The 21595-nt window shown below is 71.1% G+C and carries 23 protein-coding genes; 3 read left to right on the top strand and 20 right to left on the bottom strand.

What is annotated here, in order from left to right; genetic code table 11:
- Positions 1-9 precede the first annotated feature (9 nt).
- The 20 genes from QM772_RS09480 to apaG all read right to left on the bottom strand — a co-directional run bounded on the left by QM772_RS09480 (position 10) and on the right by apaG (position 18957).
- Complete coding sequence (locus QM772_RS09480) at positions 10-1230, bottom strand: ABC transporter substrate-binding protein (protein ID WP_415135794.1); 1221 nt, start codon at positions 1228-1230, stop codon at positions 10-12.
- A gap of 37 nt (positions 1231-1267) precedes the next feature.
- Positions 1268-1978, bottom strand: coding sequence for an ABC transporter ATP-binding protein (locus QM772_RS09475; protein ID WP_415135792.1), 711 nt, complete (start codon positions 1976-1978; stop codon positions 1268-1270).
- 1 nt (position 1979) lies between these two features.
- Positions 1980-2753: an ABC transporter ATP-binding protein gene (locus tag QM772_RS09470; protein WP_415135790.1), complete on the bottom strand. Its 774-nt coding sequence runs from the start codon at positions 2751-2753 to the stop codon at positions 1980-1982.
- Positions 2754-2936: 183 nt separating this feature from the next.
- Entirely contained in the window at positions 2937-4796 is a 1860-nt protein-coding gene (locus tag QM772_RS09465) for an FMN-binding glutamate synthase family protein (protein WP_415135788.1), read from the bottom strand.
- Between the two features lie 69 nt (positions 4797-4865).
- Complete coding sequence (locus QM772_RS09460; protein ID WP_415135786.1) at positions 4866-5360, bottom strand: CinA family protein; 495 nt, start codon at positions 5358-5360, stop codon at positions 4866-4868.
- A 34-nt stretch (positions 5361-5394) separates the two neighbouring features.
- Positions 5395-6039, bottom strand: coding sequence for a phosphatidylglycerophosphatase A (locus tag QM772_RS09455; RefSeq protein WP_415135784.1), 645 nt, complete (start codon positions 6037-6039; stop codon positions 5395-5397).
- Between the two features lie 228 nt (positions 6040-6267).
- Positions 6268-6507, bottom strand: coding sequence for a helix-hairpin-helix domain-containing protein (locus QM772_RS09450; protein ID WP_415135782.1), 240 nt, complete (start codon positions 6505-6507; stop codon positions 6268-6270).
- A gap of 2 nt (positions 6508-6509) precedes the next feature.
- Positions 6510-6986, bottom strand: a complete 477-nt coding sequence (locus QM772_RS09445) for a glutathione S-transferase family protein (protein ID WP_415135780.1) — start codon at positions 6984-6986, stop codon at positions 6510-6512.
- A gap of 53 nt (positions 6987-7039) precedes the next feature.
- Positions 7040-7855 carry an IclR family transcriptional regulator gene (locus QM772_RS09440; RefSeq protein ID WP_415135778.1) on the bottom strand — a complete coding sequence of 272 codons (816 nt, stop codon included), beginning with the start codon at positions 7853-7855 and terminating at the stop codon, positions 7040-7042.
- 5 nt (positions 7856-7860) lie between these two features.
- Positions 7861-8640, bottom strand: coding sequence for an enoyl-CoA hydratase/isomerase family protein (locus tag QM772_RS09435; RefSeq protein ID WP_415135776.1), 780 nt, complete (start codon positions 8638-8640; stop codon positions 7861-7863).
- Between the two features lies 1 nt (position 8641).
- Positions 8642-9619 carry a tripartite tricarboxylate transporter substrate binding protein gene (locus QM772_RS09430; RefSeq protein WP_415135774.1) on the bottom strand — a complete coding sequence of 326 codons (978 nt, stop codon included), beginning with the start codon at positions 9617-9619 and terminating at the stop codon, positions 8642-8644.
- Between the two features lie 2 nt (positions 9620-9621).
- On the bottom strand, positions 9622-9903 hold the full coding sequence (locus tag QM772_RS09425) for an AMP-binding enzyme (protein WP_415135773.1): 282 nt from the start codon (positions 9901-9903) through the stop codon (positions 9622-9624).
- On the bottom strand, positions 9836-11167 hold the full coding sequence (locus QM772_RS09420) for an AMP-binding protein (protein WP_415135771.1): 1332 nt from the start codon (positions 11165-11167) through the stop codon (positions 9836-9838). Before QM772_RS09420 ends, QM772_RS09425 begins: the two co-directional genes overlap by 68 nt.
- Positions 11164-11943 carry an enoyl-CoA hydratase/isomerase family protein gene (locus QM772_RS09415; RefSeq protein WP_415135769.1) on the bottom strand — a complete coding sequence of 260 codons (780 nt, stop codon included), beginning with the start codon at positions 11941-11943 and terminating at the stop codon, positions 11164-11166. The genes QM772_RS09420 and QM772_RS09415 overlap by 4 nt, the downstream gene beginning before the upstream one ends.
- A gap of 153 nt (positions 11944-12096) precedes the next feature.
- Complete coding sequence (gene thiL / locus QM772_RS09410; RefSeq protein WP_415139536.1) at positions 12097-13116, bottom strand: thiamine-phosphate kinase; 1020 nt, start codon at positions 13114-13116, stop codon at positions 12097-12099.
- 8 nt (positions 13117-13124) lie between these two features.
- Positions 13125-13955, bottom strand: coding sequence for a gamma-glutamyl-gamma-aminobutyrate hydrolase family protein (locus QM772_RS09405; protein WP_415135767.1), 831 nt, complete (start codon positions 13953-13955; stop codon positions 13125-13127).
- Positions 13956-14022: 67 nt separating this feature from the next.
- Positions 14023-15201, bottom strand: coding sequence for a YbdK family carboxylate-amine ligase (locus QM772_RS09400; protein WP_415135765.1), 1179 nt, complete (start codon positions 15199-15201; stop codon positions 14023-14025).
- Complete coding sequence (locus tag QM772_RS09395) at positions 15198-16457, bottom strand: cation:proton antiporter (RefSeq protein ID WP_415135763.1); 1260 nt, start codon at positions 16455-16457, stop codon at positions 15198-15200. Before QM772_RS09395 ends, QM772_RS09400 begins: the two co-directional genes overlap by 4 nt.
- Positions 16458-16500: 43 nt before the next feature.
- A complete protein-coding gene (locus tag QM772_RS09390) occupies positions 16501-18552 on the bottom strand; it encodes a recombinase (protein WP_415135761.1) in 2052 nt (683 codons plus the stop codon).
- A 12-nt stretch (positions 18553-18564) separates the two neighbouring features.
- On the bottom strand, positions 18565-18957 hold the full coding sequence (gene apaG, locus QM772_RS09385) for a Co2+/Mg2+ efflux protein ApaG (protein ID WP_415135759.1): 393 nt from the start codon (positions 18955-18957) through the stop codon (positions 18565-18567).
- A 54-nt stretch (positions 18958-19011) separates the two neighbouring features.
- On the opposite strand from apaG, the gene rpe reads away from it, so the two are divergent.
- From rpe to QM772_RS09370, 3 genes are all read left to right on the top strand, one after another.
- Positions 19012-19695 carry a ribulose-phosphate 3-epimerase gene (gene rpe / locus QM772_RS09380; protein ID WP_415135757.1) on the top strand — a complete coding sequence of 228 codons (684 nt, stop codon included), beginning with the start codon at positions 19012-19014 and terminating at the stop codon, positions 19693-19695.
- A 197-nt stretch (positions 19696-19892) separates the two neighbouring features.
- Positions 19893-20615, top strand: a complete 723-nt coding sequence (gene gph, locus QM772_RS09375; protein ID WP_415135755.1) for a phosphoglycolate phosphatase — start codon at positions 19893-19895, stop codon at positions 20613-20615.
- 29 nt (positions 20616-20644) lie between these two features.
- Positions 20645-21580 (top strand): succinylglutamate desuccinylase/aspartoacylase family protein, encoded by a 936-nt coding sequence (locus tag QM772_RS09370; RefSeq protein WP_415139535.1) that lies wholly within the window; start codon positions 20645-20647, stop codon positions 21578-21580.
- The last annotated feature ends 15 nt before the right edge of the window (positions 21581-21595 follow it).

Below are 21595 nucleotides of genomic sequence, written 5' to 3'. Positions count from 1 at the left end.
GTGCGCGGCTTACTTCTTGGCGACCAGCGGGCAGCTGCCCTGGTCGACGGGGCGGAACGCCTTGTCGGCCGGGATCGTGGCGCGGATCTTGTAGTAGTCGTAGGGGCCTTTCGACTCGGCGGGCTTCTTCACTTCCAGCAGGTAGGCCGGGTGGATCTTGCGGCCGTCGGCGCGGATGGTGCCCTTGCCGAACAGCGGGTCGTCGGTGGGCAGTTCCTTCATCTTCGCCACGGTCTTGGTGCCGTCGTCGGTCTTGCCGGCGTCGATGGCCTTCAGGTAGTGCGTCACGGCCGAGTACACGCCGGCCTGCACCATGGTCGGGTACTTGCCGCCGTTGGCCGACGCGAAGCGCTTGGACCAGGCGCGGGTGCCGTCGTTCAGGTCCCAGTAGAAGGTCTCGGTCAGGATCAGGCCCTGGGCGGTCTGCAGGCCCAGGCCGTGCACGTCGCTCAGGAACACCAGCAGGCCGGCCAGGTTCTGGCCGCCCTTGGTGATGCCGAACTCCGATGCCTGCTTGATCGAGTTGATGGTGTCGCCGCCGGCGTTGGCCAGGCCGATGATCTTGGCCTTGGACGACTGCGCCTGCAGCAGGAAGGAGGAGAAGTCCTGCGTGGCCAGCGGCACCTTCACGCTGCCCAGCACCTTGCCGCCGGCGGCCTTGACCACCTCGGAGGTGTCGCGCTCCAGCGCGTGGCCGAAGGCGTAGTCAGCGGTCAGGAAGAACCAGGTGTCGCCACCGTTCTTCACCATCGCGCCGCCGGTGCTGTTCGCCAGCATCCAGGTGTCGTAGGTCCAGTGCACGGTGTTGGGCGAGCACAGCTTGCCGGTCAGGTCGGACGAGGCGGCGCCGGAGTTCAGCATCACCTTGCCCTTCTCGCGCGCGACTTCGTGCACGGCCAGCGCGACCGACGAGGTGGGCACGTCGACGATGGCGTCCACCTGCTCGCTGTCGAACCACTTGCGGGCCACGCTGGAGCCCACGTCGGCCTTGTTCTGGTGGTCGGCCGACACGATCTCGACCTTCAGCTTCGAGCCGCTGGCCTTGGTGTAGTCGTCCACCGCCATCCTGGCCGCGGTCACCGAGCCGGAGCCGGACAGGTCGGCGTAGAGGCCGGACATGTCGGTCAGCACGCCGATCTTGACCAGGTTGTCGGAGACCTGGGCCTGGGCCAGGCCCGCCAGACCCAGGCCCATGCCGGCCAGCAGCGTGCAGAGCAGTTTGCGTTTCATCGAACCTCTCCTTGTGAGTAGTGGACTGCCAAAAAAACTAGACGCCGAGGTAGTCGCGCAACATGTCCATGGTGCCCGGCAGCTCGGCGGCGGTGAACTCGCGCACGACCAGGCCGCGCTCGACGATGTAGAAGCGGTCGGCCAGCGGCGCGGCGAAGCGGAAGTTCTGCTCCACCATCAGCACCGTGAAGCCGCGCGAGCGCAGCTCGCGGATCATGCGCGCCAGCGCCTGCACGATGACCGGGGCCAGGCCCTCGGAGATTTCGTCCAGCAGCAGCACCTTGGCGCCGGTGCGCAGGATGCGCGCCACCGCCAGCATCTGCTGCTCGCCGCCCGACAGGCGCCCGCCCGGGCTGCCCCGGCGCGCCTTCAGGTTGGGGAACATCTCGTAGATCTCGTCGATGCCCATGCCGCCCTCGGCCACCTTGGGCGGCAGCATCAGGTTCTCCTCGCAGGTGAGCGAGGTCATGATGCCGCGCTCTTCCGGGCAGTAGCCGATCCCCAGACGCGCGATCTGGTGCGGCGGCATGCCGATGGTCTCCTGGCCGCCGGCCTGGATCGAACCGGTGCGCTTGCCCGTCAGGCCCATGATGGCGCGCAGCGTGGTGGTGCGGCCGGCGCCGTTGCGGCCCAGCAGGGTGACCACCTCGCCCGGCATCACGTCGATGTTGATGCCGTGCAGGATGTGCGACTCGCCGTACCAGGTGTGCAGGTCGCGGATCTGGATGGCGGGCGTGGAACTGCTCATGTCAATGTGCCCCCTGCAGGGCCTCGTCGGCGCTGCCCATGTAGGCCTCCAGCACCTGCGGGTTGCGCGACACCTCGGCGTAGGGGCCTTCGGCGATGACCTGGCCGAATTGCAGCACGGTGATCATGTCGGCGATGCTGCCGACCACGCCCATGTTGTGCTCCACCATCAGGATGGTGCGGTTGGCGGCCACCTTCTTGATGAGCTGGGTGACCATGTCCACGTCCTCGTGGCCCATGCCCTGGGTGGGCTCGTCCAGCAGCATGAGCTGCGGCTCCATGGCCAGCGTGGTGGCGATCTCCAGCGCGCGCTTGCGGCCGTAGGGCAGCTCGATGGCGGTGAGCGGGGCGAATTCGATCAGGCCGACGTGGTCCAGCAATTCGAGGCAGCGGTCGTTGAGCTGGTTCAGCGAGCGCTCGGACTGCCAGAAGTTGAAGGCCGTGCCCAGCTTCTGCTGCAAGGCCACGCGCACGTTCTCCAGCACCGTCATGTGCGGGAAGGTGGAGGAGATCTGGAACGAGCGCACCACGCCGCGGCGTGCGATCTGCGCGGGCTTCTCGCGCGTGATGTCGTGCCCGTCGAACAGGATCTGCCCGCGCGTGGGCTCCAGGAACTTGGTCAGCAGGTTGAAGCAGGTGGTCTTGCCGGCGCCGTTGGGGCCGATGAGGGCGTGGATGCTGCCGCGGCGCACCTTCAGGTTGACATCGTTGACCGCCACGAAGCCCTTGAACTCCTTCACGAGCCCTCGTGTTTCCAGAATGATGTCCGAACTCATGCGACTGGCTGACGCCTCTGTGACCACAAAAACGAGCGGATTATGGCCGCGTGCAGGCACCTGGTCGTTAGGGGTTTTCACCCGGCGCGATCAGCGTGCGGCGCGTGCCGCCGACGAGGCCGATGCTCGCGCGAACGGCGTAAGGATTGTGTAAGTCGCTCCTAAAAACAGAGCGTCACCGATTCACCGCGCGGCTGGATCGCGGCCGTTCACGGGGTCGGAGGCGCGCCAGCTCTGTGGCACCTGCGTGGGCGATGCGGGCGCCGCCGCCGGCGGCACCGCCTGCTCGGGCACGAGGTGCGCGACCGGCGCCGGCTCGGGCGGCGGCGCGTCGCGCAGCTGCTGCGCCACCTCCTGCGCCGCCGCTGGCCTGGCCGTGTCGCCGGGCTCGGGCAGCTGGGGCGCGAAGCTGCGCGCGCTGGCCAGCGGCCAGAACAGGCGGAAGACGGCGGGCAGGGCGGACACCTCGCCCAGCAGCGCGCCGCGCGGCATCGAGGGCATCAGCCCCGACAGCTGGCGCACCTGCGTGTCGTCGATGCGGCGCACGATGTGGTGCGAGGTGACCTGGTCGGTGTGCGTCAGGCCGGCGGCCTGCAGCAGCTCCTTCAGCGCATGCAGCGTGTTGGCGTGGTACTGCGCCACGCGCGGCGCCTTGTCGCCCACCACCAGCGCGCGCTGGCGGATCGGGTCCTGCGTGGTCACGCCGGTGGGGCAGTGGCCGGTGTGGCAGGTCTGCGCCTGCAGGCAGCCCACGGCCATCATGAAGCCGCGCGCCGAGTTGCACCAGTCGGCGCCCAGCGCCAGCATGCGCGCGATGTCGAACGAGGTGATGACCTTGCCCGCGCAGCCGATCTTGACGCGCTCGCGCAGGTTCACGCCGCGCAGCGTGTTGTGCACCAGGCGCAGGCCCTCCTGCAGCGGCGTGCCCACGTGGTCGGTGAACTCCACCGGCGCGGCGCCGGTGCCGCCCTCGGCGCCGTCCACCACGATGAAGTCGGGCGTGATGCCGGTCTCCAGCATGGCCTTGACGATGCCGAACCATTCCCACGGGTGGCCGATGCACAGCTTGAAGCCGGTCGGTTTGCCGCCCGACAGCTCACGCAACTGCGCCACGAAGCGCAGCAGCTCCACCGGCGTGGAGAACGCGCTGTGCCCCGAGGGCGAGATGCACGCCACCCCCACCGGCACGCCGCGCGCGGCGGCGATCTCGGGCGTGACCTTGGCGCCCGGCAGCACGCCGCCGTGGCCGGGCTTGGCGCCCTGGCTGAGCTTGATCTCGATCATCTTCACCTGCGGGTCCTGCGCCTGCTCGGCGAAGCGCTCGGGGCTGAAGGTGCCGTCGGCGTTGCGGCAGCCGAAGTAGCCGGAGCCGATCTCCCAGATCAGATCGCCCCCGTGCTCGCGGTGGTAGCGGCTGATGGAGCCCTCGCCCGTGTCGTGCGCGAAGCCGCCCAGCCTGGCGCCCTGGTTCAGCGCCAGCACGGCGTTGGCCGACAGCGCGCCGAAGCTCATGGCCGAGATGTTGAACACGCTGGCGCTGTAGGGCTGGGTGCAGGGCGACACGCCGGGCAGCGGCGCGCCGGGGCTGCCGCCGATCCAGATGCGGAAGTCGTGCGACTCGATCTTGGTGGGGTGCAGCGAGTGGTTGATCCACTCGTAGCCCTCGGCGCCGACGTCGAGCTGCGTGCCGAAGGGCCGGTTGTCCGGCATGCCCTTGGCGCGCTGGTACACCACCGAGCGCTGCGCGCGCGAGAAGGGCTGCGCCTCCATGTCGCCCTCGATGAAGTACTGGCGGATCTCGGGCCGGATGAACTCCTGCGCGAAGCGCAGGTGCCCCAGGATCGGGTAGTTGCGCAGGATGGCGTGGCGCGTCTGCCGCAGGTCGTGCACGCCCAGCGCCACCAGCGCGCCGAACAGCAGGAACCACGGCAGGCCGCGCTCGAACGCGATCATGGTGAACAGGCTCAGCACCAGCCCCACCACGCACAGGGCCAGCGTGCTGTAGCGGACGGTACTGCTGAAGGTGATCTGCGGCGTGCTCATGCGGGTGTCTCCTGGTCTTGTTCATGGGTGCGGCGCGCGGCCATCTTAGTGGCCTGGGATGGCGCGCTTTCAGGGCGGCGCGCCGAGCAGCGCCAGCAGCTGGCGCAGCGCGTGCGCCACGGTCTGCGCCCGCACGGCGGCGCGGTCGCCGCCGAAGCGGCGCAGCTCGGTGCTCGCGCGGCCGTCCACGCACCAGCCGAACCACACGGTGCCCACCGGCTTGTCGGCGCTGCCGCCGGTGGGGCCGGCCACGCCGGTCACGGCCACGGCGGCCCGCGCGTGCGAGCGGGCGACGGCGCCTTCGGCCATGGCGCGCGCCACCGGCTCGCTGACGGCGCCGTGCGCGGCGATCAGCGCCGCCGGCACGCCCAGCAGCTCGGTCTTGGCGGCGTTGCTGTAGGTGACGAAGCCGCGCTCGAACCACGCCGACGAGCCCGCGAGGTCGGTGCAGGCGCCGGCGATCAGCCCGCCGGTGCAGCTTTCGGCCGTCGCCATCATCCAGCCGCGGCGTTGCAGGGCATCGGCCAGGTTCTGAATCAAATCGGGCTCCAGCGCTTGATCCACGTGCGGTAGCAGCTATGAAAAATGTAGTAATCGACTACCAGGCGCGCCACAGCGCGATCACCAGCAGCGTGCAGAAGGCGGCCACCAGGTCGTCCAGCAATATGCCGAAGCCGCCGCGCCAGCCGCCCTGGCCGTGCAGCAGGCGGTCGGCCCAGCCCACCGGGCCGGGCTTGGCGGCGTCGAAGAAGCGGAACAGCAGGAAGGCGGCGAACTGCGCCCAGAAGCCGGCCGGCAGCAGCAGCCACAGCACCAGCCAGAAGGCGACGATCTCGTCGGCGACGATGGCGCTCGGGTCGGCCATGCGCAGGTGGCGCGCGGTGACGGTGCTGGCCCACCAGGCCACGGGCAGGGACGCCGCCAGCAGCCCGCCGAGCTGCGCGGGCGTCAGCCAGTGGGCCAGCAGCGCCCAGGCCAGCCAGGCCCACAGCGTGCCCACGGTGCCCGGCGCGACGGGCGACAGGCCGCTGCCGAAGCCGAACGCCACCCAGTGCGCCAGGTGCGCGCGCATCACGCGGGCGCTGGGCCGCACGGCGCCGGCGGGCGGCGGGCCGTCGCCGGCGGCCAGCGGCTCCAGCGTCGTGGGCTGCGGCGCGCCTGCGCGCGCCGCGCGGCCGCCCGCAGGCAGATCGCGCGGCTGCACGTCGCTGACTTCATCGCGGGGCGTGTCGGCCAAACCCATGGCGGCAATGCTAGCAGCCCCCAATGGTTTGAGCATGAAATTGGCCTCTAGCGCCCGACAGTCAAGCGCTGGAAGCTATGAAAAGAGAAGCGTTCCATCCAGCGCGGGCCACTCCCTCTCCCCTCGCGGGAGAGGGCCGGGGAGAGGGGGTGGCGGTGCAGGCCGGCAATTGCGTGGCGCTGAACCTCCCCCTCTCCCCAACCCCTCTCCCGCGAGGGGAGAGGGGCTTCACGGCCGGTGCCGCTGCGCCGCCTCGATCGCCCCGGCCACGGCGGCGCGCGCCTGCGGGCTGTTCTTCCAGCAGCTCGAGCCGGTCAGGCGCGCGCCGCGCGCCAGGATGTCGGCGGAGTTCTCGTGCCGCAGATGCGCCAGCGATTCGATGCCCATCTGCTCCAGCCGCGCCACCACCGTGGGGCCGACGCCCTTGACGGCCAGCAGCACGCGGCGTTCGTCCAGCGGGAAGGGCATGGTCAACCCTGGGACTGCAACTGCCGCGCCAGCGCGTCGTCCAGCGCGTTGGCGCGCACGGCGAATTCGGCGGTGGTGATCACGTCCTCGTAGCTGCCGTAGCCGGTGGCCGCGCGGCGCTCGGGCGGCGCCAGCAGGTTCAGCGCCCTGGCGGTGACGGCGGCTTCCATGGGGCCGGCGGCGAAGAACAGCCAGCGGTAGTAGGTGCCGCGCTCGGGCGAATCTACCGGCGGGGCAAGCCGCTGGGCGGGGAACCGATCAGCCAGGTAGGCGCAGATGGCGGCGTTCTCGGTCACCACCAGGTCGCCGTGGCGGATGGCGGGCACCTTGCCCATGGGGTTGAGCGCGGTGTATTCGGGCGCCTTCATGCTGGCGCCGTAGTGCAGCACCCGCACGCTGTAGTCGGCGCCGCATTCCTCCAGCATCCAGCGCGCCAGGCGGCCGCGGGACTGGGGGTGGGTGTAGAGGGTGAAGCTCATGATCGGTTCTTCCATATCCAGGGCGAATGCGGCGCGATCACTGGCGCCGCCGATCAAGCGCGCAAGCGGCGTGAAGGCAGTTGCGGGACCGACACGGACGCCGCAGCCGCCCGCAGCAGGTGTGCGATCCGCTCTTCCGAATGCTCGGCGACCCAGCGCGCGCTGGACATGGCGATGTTCAGCGCTCCAATGGCTCGTCCGTGGGCGTCCAGCACCGGCGCGGCGGTGGAGATGTCGTCGGGAAACAACTCGTTCTGCGTGTGCGCATAGCCGGCGGCGGCGCATTTGAGCAGCCGGGCCTTGATGCGGCGCGGATCGGTCATGGTGTGGGGCGTGTATTTCTCGAGCCGGCTGGCGGCCAGCACGGCGTCCACCTTGTCCGGCGGCCAGGTGGACAGAATGGCCAGGCCGGGCGCCGTACAGAAGGCGGGCAGGCGGGTGCCGACAATTACGTTGGGGTGGATGACGTTGCGGCTGATGATGCGCGAGACGACCACGATGTCCGGTCCGTCTGGCACTGTGAGGTTGCAGGCTTCCTCGGTCTCCTGCGCCAGCTCGCGCAGCACTGGAGTCGCTCGGTGCAGCAGCTCGTTGGAGGCGAGGTAGTGGTAGGTGAAGTCGAGCAGCCGCACCGACAGCTCGTACTTGCGCGTGTCCGGATCCTTGACGAGGTAGCCCAGCGCCGAGAGCGTGTGGGTGAAGCGCTGCGCGGCGCTGTTGTCCAGGTCGGCGAGCGCAGCGATTTCTGTGAGGGAGAGCTGCCGTTTGGAGCCGTCGAAGGCCGTCAGCACTTTCATCGCCTTGGCTACCGACTGCACGTACAGCGGCGAATCGGCGTCGGGGCGGGCCGGGGCTCTCTTGGCGGTCATTCTCCCTATTGTCCGCGAAAGACCGGGCGGCGCTTCTCGGCGAAGGCTCGCGCAGCCTCGCGGAAATCCTCGCTGCGGTCCGCGCGCAGCACCATGGCATCGAGCTGCTCGCGCTCCGGCTCCAACCGACCGGCTAGCACGGCATTGAGCTGCGCTTTGGAGCCAGCGATGGACAGCGGCGCGGCCTGTGCCATGCCGGCACCAAAGGCGAAGGCTGCCTCCACCGCATCACCGGGCGCGAGCGCGTCCAGGTAGCCCACGCGATGCGATTCAGCGGCGTCGTACAACGCCGCTTCGTACACCCAGCGCCGCGCGTTCGACGCGCCGATGAGCCATGCCAAGCGCTGCAACTGGATGGTGGGATAGACCAGCCCGAGCTTGGCGACGGGCACGCCCACGCGCGCCGTGGCGTCGCCCACGCGGAAGTCGCAGCACATGGCCAGGCTGCAGCCGCCGCCCACGCACACGCCGGAGACGGCGGCGATGACCGGCTTGGGCGCGGACTGCAGCGCGGCGTAGCACGCCTGGATGCGCGCGCGCCACACGTCCTTCTCCGCTTCATCCGTGACGGCGGAGAAGGCCACCACGTCGTCGCCCGCGCAGAAGTGGCCGCCCGCGCCGGTGAGCACGATGAGCTTGACGGCCGGATCCGCGCCCAGCGTCTCGAACGCGGCCTTCAGGTCGGTCCAGGCTGCGAAGTCGCAGGCGTTGCGCCGGTGCGGCCGGGCGATGGTGACGAGGGCGCGGCCCTCGCCGCGGTGCTCGACCTGGATGTCGGAAGCCACGTCAGTCCACCTTGATGGCGCTTTCCTTGATCGCCTTGTCCCATTTGCCCAGTTCCTGGCCCAGGCGCTGCGTGGCTTCTTCGGGCGTGGAGCCGGCCCGTTCGATACCCAGGGCCTGGAAGCGGGCCTGCACGTCGGGCATCTCCAGGATCCTGGTGACTTCCTGGTTCAGTCGCTCTACCACGGGCCGGGGCGTGGCCGCCGGGGCGAGGATGGCATAGGTCGATGCAACCTCGAAGCCCGGGTAGCCGGCCTCGTGCGCGGTAGGCACGTCGTTCAGCGCGGAGATGCGCTTGGGCGTGGTCACAGCCAGCGGACGCAGCTTGCCGGTCTTGAGATTGGCCACGGCAGTGGGCACGGTGGCGAACATCAGCTGCAACTGCCCTGCCATCACGTCGGTGATGGCCGGTGCGGCGCCGCGGTAGGGGATGTGCACCATGCTTACGCCTGCCTGCTTCTTGAACATCTCGCTCGCCACGTGCTCGATGGAGCCGTTGCCGGAAGAGCCGTAGTCCATGCCGCCGGGTTTGGCCTTGGCTGTCTTCACCAGGTCGGCCACTGACCGCACGGGCAAAGCTTCGTTGACGACCAGTACCAGCGGCAGGTAACCGACGAGCGAAACGCCGGTGAAGTCCTTGGCGAGGTGGTAGCCCGTGGTGGCTGGGTACAGCAGTGAGTTCATGGCGTAGGTGGTGACCGGTGCCATCAGCAGGGTGTAGCCGTCGGCCGGCGCCTTGGCCACGAATTGCGCGCCGATGTTGCCGGACGCACCGGCCTTGTTGTCCACCACGAAGGGCTTGCCCAGCGCATCACCGAGCTTCTGCGACATGAGGCGCGCGACAGCATCCACCGCGCCGCCGGCGGCGTAGCCCACGACCACCGTCACCTGACGCGAAGGGTAGTCCTGGGCGAACGATGCCGTGCAGGCCAGCGCCGCCACGCAGGCGGCCAGACAGTGCTTGAGGTACTTCTTCATCATGGTTAACTCCTGGGTTGTTCGGCGTCCCATGCGCCGATGAGGTCGCGGGGCAGCTCGTTCTTGCGGATGCGCTGCGTCGGGGTCTTGGGGAATTCGCCGATGAAGGCGACGAAGCGCGGCACCTGGAAGGCCGGCATGCGCGGCTTGCACCAGTCCACGAGCGCTTGCGGCGCGAGTTCCGCGCCTTCGGCCAGGCGCACGAAAAGCTTCAACTCTTCATCGCCCAGTTCGCTGGGCACGCCGACCACCGCGCATTCGGCGACGGCGGGGTGCTCGCCGATCACGCGCTCGACCTCCCAGGCCGAGATGTTGATGCCGCGCCGGCGCACCGTGTCCTTCTTGCGGCCCGCAAAGTAGTAGTACCCCGCCTCGTCGCGCCGCGCCAGGTCGCCGCTGCAGAACCACTCGCCGCGCCGCGCGGCCTCGGTGGCGGCCTCGTTGCGGAAGTAGCCCAGGAACTGCAGGCCCGGCACGCGCGAGCGCACGCAGAATCTCGCCCGGCTGGCCCACGGGCACCTCGTTGCCCTCGTCGTCGGTGAGCTGGAGGTCGAAATACGACAGCGGCTGGCCGATGGAGAACTTGGGGCCCTGCGGGTTGACGGTGACGAAGGTGATCATCTCCGACAGGCCGTAGCCCTCGCGCATCTCCACGCCGAAGCGCTCGGAGAACACGTCCCACACCTCGGGCGGGCAGCCGCCGCCCCAGGCGATGCGCACCGTGTGGTCGCGGTCGTTGTCCTTCGGCGGCTGCTTGAGCAGCATGGGCAGCACGCCGCCCAGGTAGTGGATGTGCGTGACGCCGTTGCGGCGGCACTGCTCCCAGAACTGCGAGGCGCTGAACTTCTCCACCATCGCCAGCGTGAGCTTTTGCAGGATGGCGGCGATGCACACGGCCACGCCAGCGCCGTGGTGCAGCGACTCCCACAGCAGGAACACGTCGCCCGGCTGCGCGCCGGTGAGGCGCAGCGTGCCCATGGGGCCGGCGCGCAGCGTGCGGTCGGACTTGTTCACGCCCTTGGGCGCGCCCGTGGTGCCCGAGCTGGGCGTGAGGGCAATGATGTCGTCCGGCCCCGGCTCCACGGCGGGCGGGGCGCTGTCGGCGTGGGCCAGCAGCGCGGCGAAGCCGTCCTGCGCGCCGCCGCGCCAGAACAGCATTTCCACCGCGCCAGCAGGCAGCGCCTCGGCCAGCACCTCGGCGTGGGCGGCGTCGGCGATCAGCGCGCGCGGCGCGAAGGCCTCGAACGGGTGGGCCAGCGACGCGCCCTTGAAGCTGGTGTTGATGGGCACGCGCACCAGCCCGACCTTGGCGAGCGCAAGGATCGCCACCAGGTGGTCCGGGTGGCTGGGCAGCATCAGCGCCACGCGGTCGCCGGGCTGCAGGCCCCGCGCCAGCAGCGCGTTGGCGACGCGGTTCACCTGGGCGTCGATCGCGCCGAAGGTGTGGTCGCGGTCCTGGAACTTCAGCAGCACGTGGCCCGGGTCTTCCTTGGCCCGGCGGTCCATGATGCGGCGCAGCGTCTCGTCGCCGACCGGCGGCATCTCGATCATGGCCGGGCCCCTCCCAGCGCGTGGCCGCGCTCGGCCATGAAGCGCTCCATCTTGCGGGCGGGCTCGCCCGATGCGTAGGACTCGCGGTGCGAGCGGATGGCGGCATCGATCGTCTGGCGGAAGCCCGCCTCGGTCATGTCGGCGAACCAGGCGCGGTCCAGGCGCATGGCCAGCGGGGCCTTGGCGGCGAGCTGTTCGGCGATCTCCAGCGCCTTGGGCAGCACCTGCTCGCGCGGCACCAAGTTGTGGATGAGGCCGATCTCGCGGCACTCCTGCGCCTCCATCATGCGGCCGGTGAGCGTCAGCTCGATGGTGCGCGACATGCCCAGGATCTCCTTCATGATCCACGGCCCGGTGATGCTGGCGATGCCGGAGTTGATCTCGGGCTGGCCCATCTTCACCTCGGCGTGGCCCACGCGGATGTCGCACAGCAGCGCTACCTGGAAGGCCGAGCCCGCCGCCGTGCCGTTGAGCGCGGCCACGATGGGCTTGGTCAGGCGCCGCAGCGTGCCGTAAAAGGTTTCCCACTCGCGGATCCAGCTCTCCGCCCGTTCGGCGTCGAAGTCGTGCGCCTCGGCGAAGTCCTGGCCGGCGGAGAAAGCGCGTTCGCCCGCGCCGGTCATTACCACGGCGCCGATTGCTGGGTCGGCGTCATAAACGCGCAGCGCTGCCACGATGGCATCACGCATCGGTTGATCCCATGCATTGAGCTTGGCCGGCTTGTTCAATGTGATGAGTCCCGTGCGGCCACGGCGCTCCAAAAGAACAGCATCCATTTATTGCACTCCAATATATTGAATTTTTATTCAATATATTCGAATCGGAGCTGCCGCACAAGTGCCTCTCCTCTGCATGCACCCAGGCACGCTGGCGCGCACGAAGATCGATGGGAGGCGGGGCAAGGGCGGGCGGCTGGGCTGCCCGGACCTTCAGGCGAAGTGGTCGAACGAGCGGAAGCCGTCCTCGACGGGGCGGCCGGCGGCATCGATCAGGCGCAGGCCGGGCGCGGCCTCGATGCGGCCGATGCGGGTGACCGGCGTGGCGGCCTTTTCGCCGGCGCGCTCGACGGCGGCGCGGGCGCCGGGCGGGGCGGTGAAGGCCAGTTCGTAGTCGTCGCCGCCGGTCAGTACGGTGCTCCGCCGGAAATTCAGGTCGAAAGTGCCTCCAGCGCCCGACAGGAAAGCGATGACAGCTATCAAGTTTGCAGCGGCGTCGGCGTCGATGACGGCGCCCACGCCGGAGGCGGCGAGGAGGTGGCCGACGTCGCCCGCCAGCCCGTCGCTCAGGTCGATGCAGCTGCTGGCGATGCCGCGCAGGCCGCGGCCCAGGGGCAGACGCGGCGTGGGGCGCTCCAGCCGCTGGCGGGCGGCGGCCAGCGCGGGCGGCGGCAGGGCGATGTCGCCGCGCAGCGCCAGCAAGGCGAGGCGCGCGTCGCCCAGGGTGCCGCTGACCCACAGCTCGTCGCCGGGGCGCGCGCCGCCTCGCCGCAGCGCCTGGCCGGCGGGCACCTGGCCGAGCACGGTGATGCAGAGGTTGAGCGGGCCGGCGGTGGTGTCGCCGCCGACCAGCGGGCAGGCGTGCGCGTCGGCCAGCGCGCGCAGGCCGCCGGCGAAGGCGGCCAGCCATGCCTCGTCGCGCGCGCGCTCGGGCGGCAGGGCCAGCGCCAGGGTGCAGGCGAGCGGCTCGGCGCCCATGGCTGCCAGGTCGCTCAGGTTGACGGCCAGCGCCTTGTGGCCGAGCGCGGCGGGGTCTGCGTCGGCGAAGAAATGCCGGCCCTCGACCAGCATGTCGCTGCTGACGGCCAGCTGCATGCCGGGCGCGGGTTGCAGCAGCGCGCAGTCGTCGCCGATGCCGAGCACTATGGATTCAGGAGCTGCTGGCGCTTGACTGGCGGGCGCTGGAGGTCGATTCGGCTTGAAAAATTGCTCGATCAGCTCGAACTCGCCCAGGCCGCGCGTCACAGAATCCTGTCCCTGACGCGCGCCACGCCGTCGGCGAACTGGCGGATGCGGCCGGCGCGGCGCGCGGCGGCCTTGAGGAAGGCCATCATCAGCGGCCCGCTGTCCAGCACGCCGTCGCCGGCGCCGCCGTTGAAGTGGAATTCGGGGTGCCACTGCACGCCCATGACGAAGGGGTGGCCGGTGTGGCGCAGGCCCTCGGGCACCAGGTCGATGGGGCTGCGCGCCTCCAGCGCCACGCCCTTGCCCAGGCGGCCGGCGCACTGGTGGTGGATGCTGGTGATGCGGCGCGGCTCGTGGCCGTAGATGGCGCCCAGGCGCGAGCCGGGCATGAAGTGCACCTCGTGCACCAGGCGGTCGTAGCGCTCGGTGTCCACGTGGCGGATGGCGCCGGGCCACTGGCTGGGGATGTCCTGGATCAGCGTGCCGCCGAAGTACACGTTGAGCAGCTGGCAGCCGCGGCAGATGCCCAGCACGGGCTTGTCGGCGTCGATGAAGCCGCGCAGCAGGTCCAGCTCGTACTCGTCGCGCAGGGGGTCGTATTCGGCCTTGTCCTGCCAGGGCTTCTCGCCGTAGGTGGCGGGGCTGATGTCGATGCCGCCCTGCAGCACCAGGCCGTCGAGCTGGTCCACCAGGTCGTGCAGCGGCGGGCGCTTGTACAGGCGGGGCAGGGCCTCGTCGATGAAGGGGATCATCAGCGCCACCACGCCGTGCGACATGATCCACTGGGCCATGCCGCTTTCGAGGAATTGCATGCGCTTGCTGGGCAGGCCCAGGCCGGGCGCCGGGTTGTGCAGCAGGCGGGCCGAGATGCCGATGCGCAGGGTCATGGGAGCGGATTCTGGGGCATCGGCGCGCCGCCTGCACGGGTGCGGCGTGTATCAGGTGCGTCAGATGTCACGCGCCGCGAAAGCGCAGCGCGGCCTGGCGGATGACCTCGCCCAGCAGCTGCTCGCGGCCCTGGCGCTCGCGCAGCCAGCGGGCGTCGTTGCGGTTGTCCAGCACCTCCTGGCGCAGCGCGGCCAGCGCGCCGCCGGCCTGGCAGCCCTCGGCGAAGGGGCGCAGGCGCTCCATCGTCTCCAGCAGGTGCTCGCGCAGCGGCAGGTGGCGGCCGGTGACGGGATCGACGTACACCGCGTCCAGCCCGAAGCGGCAGGCCTGGAAGCGGTTGTAGGCGTAGACGAGGTAGTCGTCCTCGATGGGGGCGAAGGGGCGCTCGTTCTGGAACCAGGCCGCCAGGCTCTGCACGTAGCCGGCCAGGGCGGCGGCGCGCTCCACCGTGAGCGGGGTGTCGAACACGCGCACCTCGATGGTGCCGTACTCGGGCTTGGGGCGGATGTCCCAGTAGAAGTCCTTCATGCTCTTGACGACGCCGGTGTGCGTCATCTTGTCGAAGTAGCGGCCGAAGTCGTCCCAGGTCAGCACGCAGGGCGCGCGGCCCGACAGCGGGAAGGCGAACACCGAGTTCAGCCGCGCCGAGTCGAACGCCGTGTCCTGCCCCTGCACGTAGGGGCTGGAGGCGGCCAGCGCGATGAAGTGCGGGATGTAGCGCGACATGCAGTGCAGCGTGTAGAGCGCGGTGTCGGCGTCGGGGCAGCCCACGTGCACATGCTGGCCGAAGATGGTGAACTGCTGGCTGAGGTAGCCGTACAGCTGCGAGAGCTGGTGGAAGCGCGGCTTGTCGTAGATGCGCTGCTGGTGCCACTGCTGGAACGGGTGCGTGCCGCCGCCGACGACGGCGATGTTCAGCGTGTCGGCGCTGTGCACCAGCGCGTCGCGGATCCGCGTGAGCTGGCCCAGCGCCTCGTCGGCCGTGCGGCAGACGTCGGTGGAGATCTCGATCATGCCGGCCGTCATCTCCGGCACCACGCTGCCGGGCAGGTCGCGGCGCGCCATCAGGCGCAGCATGTCGTCGGCGTAGTGCGCCAGGTCGTAGTCGTTGGTGTTGACGAGCTGGAGCTCCAGCTCCACGCCGATGGTCAGCGCCTCGGACTGGCCGAAAGGCGCCAGGCTGGGCGGCGGATCGTCGCTCGGCGGCAGGGTGGATTCGCCCAGTGCTTTGCTCTCTGCGTTCATGGCCGCGTATCCTCCCCGAAGGACGGGATGCGCCTGCCGCGCGTGGGCGGCGCGGCCTCGCCGCTGCGCCGGAAGGCGAGGGTGGCCAGCGCGGCGCCGAGCAGCTCCGTCAACAGGATCACCGGCAGCGCGATGGCCGCCACCTGCGCGCCGACGCCGTGCGAGGCGGCCACGAACTGCGAGGTGAGCAGCAGCGCCACCGCCGACATCGGCACCATGGCGATGCCGACCCAGAACGACTTCTTCAGCGCCATGCCGCTGCCCACGCCGGTGGCCGCGATGCAGGCCGCCTTGGCCAGCAACCGCGCGCCCACCAGCGCCAGGGCGGCCCAGAGGACGGCGCCGCTCCAGCCGGCCCGCGCCGCCGTGGCGGACACCAGCACGAGCATCAGGATGTTCAGCATGGCCGCCGCCGTGCCGAGCTGGCGCGGCCACACCCACGGCCTCGGGTACAGGCGCTTGAGCAGGATGCCGCCCAGCAGCGCCGCCAGCGGCGCCGAGCCGCCCAGCGGCGTGGTGACGCCGGCGCACACGGCCAGCAGCGCCAGCACCACGATGGCGGTGTCCTGGCTGGTCGGGTTCAGCACGCGCAGCGCGGCGATCAGCAGGCCGGCCAGCACCGCGCCGCACAGCAGCGAGACGCCCAGCACCGCCACCGACGAGCCGACCGAGGCCAGCATCGTGCCGTCGCCGCGGTCGATGGTGCGCAGCAGGGCGGTGCCGAGGGTCAGCGCGTAGAGCGTGTTCAGCGTCGCCAGCGCGAGCGCGCGGTCGGTCACCGGGCCGTTGGCGCGCAGGTCGAGCATCACCCGCATCAGCACCGCTGGCGAGGCCGCCACGGCGATCACCGACAGCGCGCGCACCGCCGGCACCTCCAGCCCCAGCGCGCGCAGCGACAGATAGACGGCGGCGAAGGTCAGCACCGACTCGGCCAGGCTCTGCACCAGCACCATCGGGTTGTGACCCAGCCAGCGCAGCGACAGCCGCGCGCCGCATTCGAACAGCACCACGGCGATGCCCATCTCCAGCAGGAACAGGCCGATGCCGCCCAGCGGCCAGGCCGCGCCCGCCAGGCCCAGCCAGCCGGCCGCGGCGCCGACCGCGGCGTGGCCGATGATCTTGGGCAGCTTCGTGGTGCGCTGCACCAGGTGTCCGGCCAGCGCCGCCAGCGCCAGCAGCAGGGCCCATTCCAGGGCCAGCGACCCGGGCAGCAGGCTGAGTTTGCCGGCCCATCCGGCCGGCGATGCATCGGTCAAATCTCGAATCCTTCAGACAGGGGGTCAAGAGGGATGCTAACCCCTATCGATGACGCGGCGCCACCGGCAGCACGAAGGCCAGGGGCTGGCGCAGCAGGCGCCGCCCCAGGGCCGCGTAGACGCGCCGGCGGCTCACGCCGCGCACGTTCTGCGCCGCCAGCGCCAGGCGGAAGGCCAGCGTGAAGCTCACCGCCACGTTCAACAGGCCGCAGGCGGCCATGCCGCCCACCGCCCACCACCATTCCGGGCGGTGAAGTACACCGGTGCCCAGTTCGTGCGCGGTGGCGGCGAGCTGCCCGGCCACCAGGGTGACGTGGCGCACCTCGAACGGGATGCCGAAGAAGCCCAGCACCGGCGGCACCAGCCCCAGCATCAGGCCGAGCGAGACGTTGGCCGCCCAGCCGGAGACGTGGCCGCGCCAGTAGGCGGCCCAGCGCCGCGCGCGCCCGGCGCCCAGCCGCCGCGTTACGCGCGGGTGGTAGGCGATCACGGCGTCGAGCCGCTGGAACACGAACCAGTTCTCCACCCAGCCGGCGATCAGGCTGGAGAGAAACAGCAGCACGCCGGTGGCGGCGGCGAACAGCGCCGTCGGACCGAGCAGGTGGTGGTGCGCCAGGATGCCCTCGGCCTTGGCCGGTGTCATCACGCCGTCCCAGCCCGCCAGGCCGAGCAGGGCGGAGAGCAGCAGCACCACCGGCACCACCAGCCCCACGTTGCCCACGATGGACACGAACTGCGAGCGCAGCAGGTAGGTGACCTCGTCCACGAAGTCCGCCACCGCGCCGGGCGAGTACCCTGAAACACCTTCGCCCTCGCGGGCTTCGGTGCGAGCGCCTTCGGGCGGCCGGGCGGCGCTCATGTCTTTCAGCCGCGCGGCCATGGCCGGCGCCGTCATGGCCGGCTGCTTGGTCGCCACGGTCCAGTGCAGCAGCATGATGACGACGAACGACAGCGCGTAGTTGGCGCCGGCCGCGAAGCCGCCCCAGAAGGCCGACAGCGCCAGCGCGCCCAGCATCAGCTTGGTCCAGGTGGTGAAGGCCAGCACCGCGCCGCCGCCCGCCGCGGCGCCCAGCAGCTGCGCGTATTCGCGCGGGCTGCGGGCGATGTAGTGCTCGCCCGTCTCGGCGTTGCGCTCGGTCACGCGGCTGGCCAGCAGCTCGGTGCTGGAGGCCAGCAGCGCGCGCAGGCTGGCGCTGTCGCGGCTGACCCGCACCAGGTGCGACAGCAGCTGCGCCGTGGCCTGGGCCGGCGCGTCCGTCTCCAGGCACAGCAGCAGCGCCTTGACGCGCACGATGCGCTGGCGCAGTTGCCGCAGCTGGAACTCGATGTGCACCGAGATGCCGTGCTCCTGCAGGTGCGCGTAGACCGTGGAGGCGGCGGAGCGGCAGAGTTCGAGCTGCTCGCGCAGCCGGGCGATGGCGATCAGCGCCGGCGCGCCCTGCCGGCCGCTGGCCAGCGCCGCCTGGCGCACCGTCTCGAACACCATCGGCAGCTCGGGGAAGGCGCGCTGGTAGCGCTCCTCGCTGGACATGCGGGTGCGGATGTCGGCCGACTGCCCGACGGCGCTGATCTGGCTGACGGCGAAGGCCGTGGCGTCCAGCAGCGTGCGCAGCGCGTAGTCCGGGCCGTGCGCGTCGGTCGTCGGGGGGAACAGCACCGCGCGCAGGCGGCGCAGCGTCGGCTCGTCGAGCGCGCGCAGCCAGCGGGCGTCGAACTCGGTGGGCAGCAGCAGGGTGAACAGCTCGCCCAGGTTGGTGGTGTCCGGCGCCACCGGCAGCAGCTTGCGCCGCAGGCGGTGCGCCGCCTCGCTGGGCAGCGAGGCGCGCGGGGCGAAGCCCAGGTCGGCCAGCAGCGGCGTGGCGTCCATCGAGGTGAGGAATGCCTGCCACCAGCGGCGCCAGTTCGCCAGCCACTCGGGGCGCACCTCGGCCGCGTCCAGCAGCGCGCGCACGCGCGCCACCGCGGCCTCGGGGTCTCCAGCGTCGCCGCGCACCCAGGCCAGCAGGCGCGCCAGCCACAGGTTGCGCTCGGGCAGCGGCGCCTGCGGGTCGAGCGCCCGCAGCAGCTCCGCCAGGTCGATCTGGGCGCCGGCCACCGTGCCCGCCCGTCAGTGCAGCACGCGGGTGCTGCCGCCCAGGCCGCCGGCGTCGAGCACGAACATGGGGATCGGCGCCTCGAAGCGCTCGCCGTCCTCGGCGACGCAGAAGTAGCTGCCGTGCATGGTGCCGCTCGCCGTGCGCAGGCGGCAGCCGCTGGTGTACTGGAACGCCTCGCCGGGCTTCAGCAGCGGCTGCTGGCCGACCACGCCCAGGCCCTTCACCTCCTCGGTGTGGCCGCGCGCGTCGCTGATGATCCAGTGGCGCGACACCAGCTGCGCCGCCACCTCGCCCGTGTTGCGCACGGTGATGGTGTAGGCGAAGCCCCAGACCCCGCCGTCCGGCTCCGACTGCTCGGGCAGGAACTGCGGCTCCACTTCCACGCTGAACTGGTATTTGGGCATGGCGCAATGGTAGCGGCCGGCCGGTGCCGCGCGCGTCGGCGAAAATCGCCGGCCATGAGCACCTCCTACCGCATCGCCCCCTCCATCCTGTCGGCCGACTTCGCGCGGCTGGGCGAGGAGGTGGCCCAGGTCATCGCCGCCGGCGCCGACTGGATCCACTTCGACGTGATGGACAACCACTACGTGCCCAACCTGACCTTCGGGCCGATGATCTGCCAGGCCATCAAGCCGCACGCCAGGACGCCCGACGGCCGCCCGGTGCCGCTGGACGTGCACATGATGGTGCAGCCGGTCGATGCGCTGGCCCAGGCTTTTGCCCAGGCCGGCGCGGACCTGATCAGCTTCCACCCCGACGCCAGCCCGCACGCGCACCGCAGCGTGCAGGCCATCAAGGCGGCCGGCTGCCAGGCGGGGCTGGTGTTCAACCCGGCCGCGCCGCTGGATGTGCTGGACTGGCTGATCGACGACATCGACCTGGTGCTGGTCATGAGCGTGAACCCCGGCTTCGGCGGGCAGAGCTTCATCGACAGCGCGCTGCGCAAGACCGAGCAGGTGCGCCGGCGCATCGACGCCTCGGGCAAGGACATCCGGCTGGAGGTGGACGGCGGCATCAAGGCCGGCAACATCCGCCGGGTGGCGGATGCGGGGGCAGACACCTTCGTGGCGGGCAGCGCGATCTTCGGGCAGAAGGACTATGCCGCCGTCATCGCGGAGATGCGGCGGGAGCTATTGAAATAGTAGCTGTCGGCGCTTGCTGGGCGGGCTCTAAAGCCCAATTTGACGTAAAAAACCCAGGCGCGCCGCCTCAGCACGATGGTGGTCTTCCCCATCGCGCCCACGTCCAGCCCGCGCGCTCACCGCCGCCGGCAGGCACACCCGCGCGCCGGCATGCGCGCGCATGGCGACAGGCGCCTACAGTATCGGTTTCGCATTTCATGAAAGCACCGTTCCGCATGACCCTGCCGCAGCCCATCGACGCCTGCATCATCGACCTCGACGGCACCCTGGTGGACACCCTGGGCGACTTCGAGGCGGCGCTGGGCGAGATGCTGGCCGCGCTCGGCCGCCCGCCCGTCCCGCGCGCCCAGATCGCCCGGCTGGTGGGCAAGGGCTCGGAGCACCTGATCGGCGCCGTGCTGGCGCTGGGCCAGGCCGGCGCGCCCGACGAAGCCGCGCTGGCGCGCGCCTGGCCGCTGTACCAGCGCGCCTACCTGCGCGTCAACGGCCGCCACAGCACCGTCTATCCCGGTGCCGTGCGGGGCCTGCGCGCCCTGCGGGACCGGGGCCTGCCGCTGGCCTGCCTCACCAACAAGCCGCTGGCCTTCGCCCGGCCGCTGCTGGCCGCCAAGGGGCTGGACGGCTTCTTCGGCCACGTGTTCGGCGGCGACAGCTTCGCCCGCAGGAAGCCCGACCCCCTGCCGCTGCTGGAGACCTGCAAGGCGCTGGGCACCGCGCCGCCGCGCACGCTGATGGTGGGCGACTCCAGCAATGACGCCGCCGCCGCCCGCGCCGCCGGCTGCCCGGTGGTGCTGCTGCGCCACGGCTACAACCACGGCGAGCCGGTGGAGGGGGCGGGCGCCGACGCCTGCTTCGACAGCATGGCCGAAGCGGCGGCATGGCTGCACAATGGCGCGATGCAGGAGGTCGGATCGACGTGAACGCGGGACACGAACTGCTCCAGCGGGCCATGCACAACCCCGAGGTGCTGCAATGGCACACCTGGACGGCGCTGGCCCCCGGCCCGGCGCTGGTGGTCATGGGCGCCGTGCACGGCAACGAAGTGTGCGGCGCGCACGCCATCGCGCGCGCCTTCGACGACCTGCTGCACGGCCGCCTGGTGCTGGCGCGCGGCCGGCTGACGCTGGTGCCGGTGGCCAACCCGCTGGCCTTCCGGCGGAACACGCGCGAGGGCGAGCGCAACCTGAACCGCCGCTTCGTGCCCCGGAGCGACCCGCGCGACTACGAAGACCGCGTCACGCGCCAGCTCGCGCCCGTGCTGGCCGCGCACGACGCGCTGCTGGACCTGCATTCCTTCCACACGCCCGGCGACCCTTTCGCCATGGTCGGCCCGCGCGACAACAGCGGCCCGCGCGAGCCCTTCGCCCGCGCCCGCGAGGAGATGGCGCTGGCGCGCGCCCTGGGCGCGCCGCGCGTGGTCGAGGGCTGGCTGGAGGTGTACGACCGCGCCGCCCGCGCGCGCGGCGAACCGCCGGACGAGGAAGGCATCGGCACCAACGAGTACATGCGCAGCCAGGGCGGCTATGCCGTGACGCTGGAATGCGGCCAGCACGCGGACCCGGAGGCCATCGAGGTGGCCGAGCGCGCGCTGCACGGCGCGCTGGCCGCGCTGGGGCTGGCGCACGTGGAGGCGCCGGCGCCCTTCACCGGCCCTTCGACGCGGCTGCGGGACGTGGTGCTGCGCGAATCGCCCGGCGACCGGCTGGCGCGCGACTGGCACAGCTTCGACGCCGTGGAGGCGGGCGACGTCATCGGCGTGCGCGCCGACGGCCGCCCCGTGGCCGCGCCGCGGGCGGGCTGCGTGCTGTTCCCCTACCCCGAGGCGGAGGTCGGCCGCGAGTGGTTCTACCTGGCGACCGAGGAGCCGCAGGCCCAGGCCGGCTGAGGAGCCGGCCGGCGC

Source organism: Ottowia sp. (assembly GCF_047601385.1).
Taxonomy (GTDB): Bacteria; Pseudomonadota; Gammaproteobacteria; order Burkholderiales; family Burkholderiaceae_C; genus Ottowia.
The sequence above is the reverse complement of the archived record's forward strand: the minus strand, read 5'-3'. Positions and strand labels throughout refer to the sequence as shown.